General features: G+C 69.9%; 5 protein-coding genes and 2 pseudogenes. 4 read left to right on the top strand and 3 right to left on the bottom strand.

Annotated features, from left to right (window positions below; genetic code table 11):
• The 3 genes from ACZ5CW_RS38755 to ACZ5CW_RS38745 form a co-directional block, all read right to left on the bottom strand.
• The coding region (locus ACZ5CW_RS38755) for a YoaK family protein (protein ID WP_468610089.1) at positions 1 to 701 on the bottom strand (701 nt) is incomplete at its 3' end.
• A gap of 75 nt (positions 702 to 776) precedes the next feature.
• On the bottom strand, positions 777 to 1,394 hold the full coding sequence (locus tag ACZ5CW_RS38750) for a response regulator (RefSeq protein ID WP_468610087.1): 618 nt from the start codon (positions 1,392 to 1,394) through the stop codon (positions 777 to 779).
• Positions 1,395 to 2,092: 698 nt separating this feature from the next.
• The gene (locus ACZ5CW_RS38745; RefSeq protein ID WP_468610085.1) at positions 2,093 to 3,331 is read right to left on the bottom strand and encodes a sensor histidine kinase; all 1,239 of its coding nucleotides are present in this window, start codon (positions 3,329 to 3,331) and stop codon (positions 2,093 to 2,095) included.
• 585 nt (positions 3,332 to 3,916) lie between these two features.
• Between ACZ5CW_RS38745 and ACZ5CW_RS38740 the strand changes: the two genes are divergently transcribed.
• From ACZ5CW_RS38740 to ACZ5CW_RS38725, 4 genes and pseudogenes are all read left to right on the top strand, one after another.
• The gene (locus ACZ5CW_RS38740; RefSeq protein WP_468610083.1) at positions 3,917 to 4,303 is read left to right on the top strand and encodes a hypothetical protein; all 387 of its coding nucleotides are present in this window, start codon (positions 3,917 to 3,919) and stop codon (positions 4,301 to 4,303) included.
• Between the two features lie 266 nt (positions 4,304 to 4,569).
• Positions 4,570 to 4,977, top strand: coding sequence for a hypothetical protein (locus ACZ5CW_RS38735; RefSeq protein ID WP_468610081.1), 408 nt, complete (start codon positions 4,570 to 4,572; stop codon positions 4,975 to 4,977).
• A gap of 203 nt (positions 4,978 to 5,180) precedes the next feature.
• A pseudogene (locus tag ACZ5CW_RS38730) lies at positions 5,181 to 5,590 on the top strand (YciI family protein).
• An 8-nt stretch (positions 5,591 to 5,598) separates the two neighbouring features.
• Positions 5,599 to 6,745: pseudogene (locus ACZ5CW_RS38725) on the top strand (RNA polymerase sigma factor).
• The last annotated feature ends 120 nt before the right edge of the window (positions 6,746 to 6,865 follow it).

Here is a 6,865-nt window from a genome sequence, read left to right as displayed (position 1 = left end):
GGTGGTGGGGGCGGTTCCGTGTCTGTTTCGCGGTGTTTGAGTCGGTGTGTCTGGTGGATCAGTAGTGTGAGTACGGTGGCGAGGAGGGCGGCGGCGGCGGCGACGGCGGGGGCGCCGGCCAGGCGGGTGAGGACTGCTCCGATCACCGCGCCGGTGATGAATGCCCCGATGATCAGGGTGTACTGCCGGGCGCGTAGTGCGGCTGCCGGTTCTTTGGCTGTCATCCACTGGTGTGCGGCGGCGAGCCCTTTTTGCAGGTTCCCGCTTTCTGCGAGTGTGGTGTAGGGGGTGTCGCGCAGGGTGGTGAAGGTCGAGAACTGCAATGCGGCTACGAACGACACCGTAACGGTGGTCACCTGTTCCGGTGTGTCGGCGGGCAGGGACGCGATCATGGCCAGCAAGAGGATCTGGATCGTCAGTACGAGCCGCAGGGGTCGGCGGACGAGGTGTTCCATCCGGGGCAGGCCCAGCATCTCCACCAGGAGCACGCCGGTGCTGAAGGCCGCGATCGGGATCAGCAGCAGCAGGGCCCGGTGCCAGTTGTGGGCGGTGGCCTCCACGCAGAACAGCAGTACGTTGCCCGATTGCAGGTTGGCGAACACGTTGTGCCGGACGTACGTGTATGCGTCCAGGAATCCACCGACTACTGCCAGAAGCACCCCGACGGTCAGCGTGTCGGGGCGGCGGTGGATCGTGGCCATGCATCACAGCATGCAGGACGCCGGGCCCGTTCCCGGGCGGTGGAACACCGCGGCCACGGGCCGGTGGCTTGGTGATCACTCCAGCAGACCACGCCGCATGGCTTCCGCGACCGCTGCGGCTCGGTCCGACACCTTCAGTTTCTCGTAAAGACGCTGGGCGTGTGTCTTGACCGTGCTCGTGCCGAGGAACAGTTCCTGGGCGATCTGCGGAATGCTGAGGCCCCGGGCCATTCCGTCCAGGACCTGGCGTTCCCGCTCGCTGAGGGAGGGCGCGTTCTGGGAGCGCCGCATACGGATTTCTTCGGCCAGTCCTCCTGTCACCTCGGGTGGCACGACCGTCTGGCCCCGGGAGATCGCCCGTACCGCTTCCACGACTTCTGAACGCTTGCTGTCTTTTGTCAAAAATCCCGCGGCGCCTTCTTCCAGGGCGCGGTAGACGGAAGAGGAGTCAGTAAAAGCGGAGAGCAGGAGAACCCGTGTATCGATCTGGTCCCGGACCAGGGCGTGGAGTACCGCGATTCCGTCGAGATCGGGCATGCGCAAGTCCAGCACGGCTACTTCCGGAATTTCCCGGCGGACGATCTCCAGCGCGTCCCGGCCGTTCTCCGCCTCGGCCACCACATCAATGAACCCACTCAGCTGCAACGCGCGTGAGATTCCCTCCCGGAACAAAGGATGGTCGTCCGCGATCACCACTCTGATGCGGGCAGGACTCGGCGTTGCCACAAAAATCCCGACCTTTCGTCCGCGCTGTGCTGTTCCAGGGGCGTCGGCAGATTTTCGATGACTCCTGCCCAGCGTATGCGAGCCCTTGCCCCCCGGCCAGCGAACCAGGGCGCGCCCCCCGGCCGCTACGGCTGCCCCCGCTTCTCGGCTGCTACCGCCGCCGGGCCGCCTCTCTGTCCCTGGGCGTCGGCCGCTACGGCTGCCCCCGCTTCTCGGCTGCTACCGCCGCCGGGCCGCCTCTCTGTCGCTGGGCGTCGGCCGCTACGGCTGCCCCCGCTTCTCGGCTGCTACCGCCGCCGGGCCGCCTCTCTGTCGCTGGGCGTCGGCCGCTACGGCTGCCCCCGCTTCTCGGCTGCTACCGCCGCCGGGCCGCCTCTCTGTCGCTGGGCGTCGGCCGCTACGGCCGCCCCGCTGCTGCCCGCTGCCCCCACCGCTGCTGCCCGCTGCCCCCACCGCCGCTGCCCCGGCCTCTAGTGCCGCCCCCGGCCCGTACTGCCGCCGCCCTTCCGCTACTGCTGCCGTCCCCGTCCCCGTCCCCGTCCCCGTCCCCGTGCCCGTGCCCGTGCCCGCCGGCGGGGCCCGGGCACATACCCCGCGGCGGGGCCCACCGGTCGGCCCGGCCCGCCCGGCCGGCCCGGGTGGGCTGGGGTGGGCCGGGGTGGGCGTCATCCCAGCGGTACGACGGCCTCGACCGTCGTGCCGCCCGAGGCGTTGGTGTGGAGAGTGAATACGCCCCCCATGCCCTCGATCCGCGCACGATGTGAGGCGATCCCGATATGGCCCGACGACAGACTCCTTGCCATGGCTTCCCGGGATATCCCTACACCGTCGTCCGAAATCGAAAGCCGTACGCTTTCCGGATCGCATTCCTGGAGGGACACGACGACGTTCTTCGCCTGTGCGTGCTTCACCACGTTCTCCAGGATTTCACGGGCCAGCCAGTAGAGCGGCCGGTCCGCAGACCCCGCAGTGGTGATACCGGAACGGACCTCTGCATGAAATTTGCCTCGCTCGGACGCCTGCTCGGTCAGATGCTTCAGGGCGGGTACGAGTCCTCCTGAGACAAGGACCTCGGGATGCAGGGTCCGCACGGATGAGCGCAGTTGCTTACTCGCCGTCCAAAGGGCTTCATCGGCGCGCTGCAGCGAATCGGTCACTCCGGGACTGCACACCGCCTCGTCAACGAAATGCCGGGCCGCCAGAACGTTCTGCAACGCCCCGTCGTGCAGCACCTCGGCGATTTTACGCTGTTCCCTCTCCTCCGCCGCCATCATGCGGTCCAGCAGCCACAGGCGATGCTCCGCCAACTCCCTGATCGACCTCACCCTGTGCTGCTGGACGTCCGACAGCAGAACACAGCCCGCGCAGACCACGAGAATGAACAGAGCGTGTACGAGTATGAAATGCCAGTACGGTTGCCGCAGATGCCCCAGGCCGGTGCCGATGGTATAGCTCGCCGCGGCCAGCACTCCGGATGCCGCAGTGAGAAACGGCCGCATCTGAAACGAGGCAAGAACGGGTATGAAGAGAAAAATGTCGGCGGATACCGGCGAACTCCAATTCGGGTCGGAGAAGTTCCCGGAAACCGCCATCAACGCGGTGAGCAACGTCAGGTCGACCAGCGGGTACACCCAGCTCGGATACGGCCTGTGCGACCTCCAGGCCGCCCACAGCGTCCCCAGGGTCCACAGCGTGTAGACGGCGGCCAGCGCCACCGAAAGCGGCAGCTGCTCGGACGGCGGAAACACCGCCAGGTCCGCCGTGAACGCGATGACGATGGCCATGCGGAGCATCGCCTGCCACCGAAACGCCCTCTGCAGGTGCAGGGCAGGCATCTCGACCGCGCCCCCCAGATCGGACCTGCCGCTTTCGGGAGCGGCCTGCTGCGCGTCCGGAAGCGTCATGTCACCCTCTCACCGGCTGTCGCTCCTACCGGCTGTCGCCGCATCTGCCCGGAGCACCTGTGCCTGGACCGGCCATCCCGCGATACCAGAGGCTTCACCTCCCCCCATACTCCGAAGAGCCCGACGCCCCGCGCAACCGGGCCGCCCCCGCCGCGCCCGCATCCACTGCCTGCCCCCCCCCGCGCGGGGCAGGGCGGCCGCATCCACTGCCTGCCCCCCCGCCGGTCCCCGCGCCCGCACCCACCGCCTGCCCCGCGCGGGTCCCGGCGCCCGCATCCACTGCCTGCCCCCCCGCGCGGGTCCCGGCGGCCGCATCCACTGCCTGCCCCCCCGCCGGTCCCCGCGCCCGCATCCACTGCCTGCCCCCCCCCGCGCGGGTCCCGGCGGCCGCATCCACTGCCTGCCCCCCTCGCGGGTCCCCGCGCCGCAGCCGGCCGGCACCTCGGCCGATCCCCCTCCCCCTGCGGCCGACCGGCACGTCAGCCTCCCGCTCCACCGGTCAGGGGACACACGGCAGCGGCCGGACGAGCTGAACTTAATGACGCAAGCTCCTCCACCCCGGAACTGAGAAATAGAGGTTTCCTCATGCTTAACGCTCGACGTCACATGGCCCGCATCGCCGGTATTTCCTGCATCGCCGCACTGGCCGCTGGAGGCTTCGGTGTAGCCAGCGCCACGGCCGCGCCCATGAGCAACCACCACGCGGCTGCGCATTCTTCCAGCCACCACCAGCACCACCACAACAGCTCCTCCCAGCACAGCAACTCGTCCAAGAACAACAGCAGCTCGTCCAAGAACAGCAATTCGGCGAAGAACAACACCATGCCGAAGGGCGGCAACACGCAGGGCGGTACGCAGGGTGCCGGGAACGGCAACACGCAGGGCGGTACGCAGGGTGCCGGGAACGGCAACACCCAGGGCGGTACGCAGGGCGGCGGGAACGGCAACACGCAGGGCGGTACCCAGGGCTGACGATTGAGGAAGTCGGCATCCCGCGGAGGGCAACCTCTGCGGGATGCCGGCTTCGCTTGCGTACGCCGCTCCGCCCGCCCTTCCGGCTCCTACCGCGCCGTGGCCGATGAGACACGGCGCTCCCGCACCGCTCAGCCTCCTCCACCAGCCGACCGGCACGTCAGCCTCCCGCTCCACCGGTCAGGGGACACACGGCAGCGGCCGGACGAGCTGAACTTAATGACGCAAGCTCTTCCACCCCGGAACTGAGAGATAGAGGTTTCCTCATGCTTAACGCTCGACGTCACATGGCCCGCATCGCCGGTATTTCCTGCATCGCCGCACTGGCCGCTGGAGGCTTCGGTGTAGCCAGCGCCACGGCCGCGCCCATGAGCAACCACCACGCGGCTGCGCATTCGTCCTACCAGCACCATGACCAGCACGACCGGCACCACCAGGACAGCTCCTACCGGGACGACGGCTCCTACCGGCACCACCACGACGACAGCTCCTACCGGCACCGGCCCGACGACAGCTCGTACCGGGACGACGGCTCCTACAAGCACCACCACGACCATGACGGTTCGTACAGCGACAGCTCGTCCAAGCACGACAACTCGTCGAAGGGCGGCAATACGCAGGGCGGTACGCAGGGTGCCGGGAACGGCAACACGCAGGGTGGCACGCAGGGCTGATGGCGTCGCTGACGTACGTGGGCCGCGCGGCGAGTGCCGCGCGGCCCACGTCGCTTTGCCACAGCCGTGTGCGGGCTCGAAGGAACAGCCCGATGAAAAGGCCCGATGAAATGTCGGCCGGTGATGTCGAGAACGGGGGAGCGGCTCCGTCCCCGGGGTGAACGCGATCACCATGGGTCGGGTCGGCACCGAGGAGAGACACGATGGCCACGTACCTGCTGCTGAGGCATGACCGGGGTGCTCCGGCTCCGGTCGACGACGTGCCCATGGACCGGTGGACGCCGCAGGAGATCTCGGCGCACGTGCAGTACATGCGTCACTTCGCGGGCCGGTTGGAGCGGAGCGGGGAGTTCGTCGACGGGCAGGCGCTGGCGCCGCAGGGGGCGTGGGTCCGGTACGACGGGTGGGGGGCGCCCGCCGGTGACCGACGGTCCGTTCGCGCCAGACCAAGGATCTCGTCGCCGGCTGGATGGTGATCGACGTCGACAGTTATGAGCGGGCCGTCGAGCTGGCCGGGGAGTTGTCGGCCGCCCCCGGGGCGGGTGGGGGGCCGATCCACGAGTGGCTCGAGGTGCGTCCCTTCCTGGCCGCCTCGCCCACCGTCACGGAGTGACCCCGCACATGGACGAACCCCTGCTCCGGAGTCTCACGCGGGGCGTCCTCGCCGTCCTCGTCCGCCGCGGAGCCGACTTCGCGGCGGCCGAGGACGCCGTGCAGGACGCGCTGGTCGAGGCGGTCCGCGTCTGGCCGGCCGGCCCGCCGCGGGACCCGAAGGGCTGGCTGGTCACCGTGGCCTGGCGCCGGTTCCTCGACGCGACCCGGGCGGACGCCACCCGGCGCCGGCGTGAGGACCTCGTCGACGAGGAGCCGGCGCCCGGGCCCGCCCCCGCGGTGGACGACACGCTCCGGCTCTACTTCCTGTGCGCCCATCCGTCGCTGACGCCGTCGTCCGCGGTCGCGCTCACGCTGCGCGCCGTCGGCGGGCTCACCACCCGCCAGATCGCCCAGGCCTACCTGGTGCCCGAGGCGACCATGGCGCAGCGCATCAGCCGGGCCGAGCGCACCGTCTCCGGCGTGCGGTTCGACCGGCCCGGCGACGTCGCCACCGTGCTGCGCGTCCTCTATCTGGTCTTCAACGAGGGCTACTCCGGCGAGGTCGACCTGGCCGCCGAGGCCATCCGGCTCACCCGTCAGCTCGCGGCCCGGGTCGACCACCCCGAGGTGGCGGGGCTGCTCGCCCTCATGCTGCTCCACCATGCCCGGCGCGCCGCCCGTACCGCGCCCGACGGCAGTCTGGTGCCGCTCGCCGAGCAGGACCGCGGCCGGTGGGACACCGAGTCGATCGCCGAGGGCGTCGAGATCCTGCAGGGCGCCCTCGCCCGCGACCGGCTGGGCGAGTTCCAGGCCCAGGCCGCGATCGCGGCGCTCCACGCCGACGCGCCCACCGCCGAGGAGACCGACTGGGTGCAGATCGTCGAGTGGTACGACGAACTCGCGCGCCTGACCGACAGCCCGGTCGTCCGGCTCAACCGGGCGGTGGCCGTGAGTGAGGCCGACCGGACCGCGCGCGGGGCTGGCGGCGCTCGCGGCGCTGGACGACTCGCTGCCCCGCCACGCCGCGGTGGCGGCGTATCTCCACGAGCGCGACGGCGACCTGGCGACGGCGGCCCGGCTGTACGCCGAGGCGGCCCGGAAGGCACCCGACCTCGCCGAGTGCGACCACCTGACGCGCCAGGCCGCCCGGCTCAACGCCCGCCGGCGCCGGTGACCACCTCAAGTCGGCCTGGGGGCGAGCCGGTTCACGCTATTCAGGTATATGAACAATGCACATGTGGGTGTACGCGAAGGCCCCAACCGTGCCAGACTCGCTCAACGTCCTTGCGGCATT

It is taken from the genome of Streptomyces sp. NPDC031379, assembly GCF_055569615.1.
Note: the sequence above shows the minus strand (reverse complement) of the source record. Positions and strands in the feature narration are given on the sequence as shown.

Bases quoted from the DNA above. Each gene is read 5' to 3' on its own strand.
- ACZ5CW_RS38735 (WP_468610081.1), top strand. From the start codon at position 4,570: ATGCTTAACGCTCGACGTCACATGGCCCGCATCGCCGGTATTTCCTGC.
- ACZ5CW_RS38745 (WP_468610085.1), bottom strand. From the start codon at position 3,331: ATGACGCTTCCGGACGCGCAGCAGGCCGCTCCCGAAAGCGGCAGGTCC.
- ACZ5CW_RS38740 (WP_468610083.1), top strand. From the start codon at position 3,917: ATGCTTAACGCTCGACGTCACATGGCCCGCATCGCCGGTATTTCCTGC.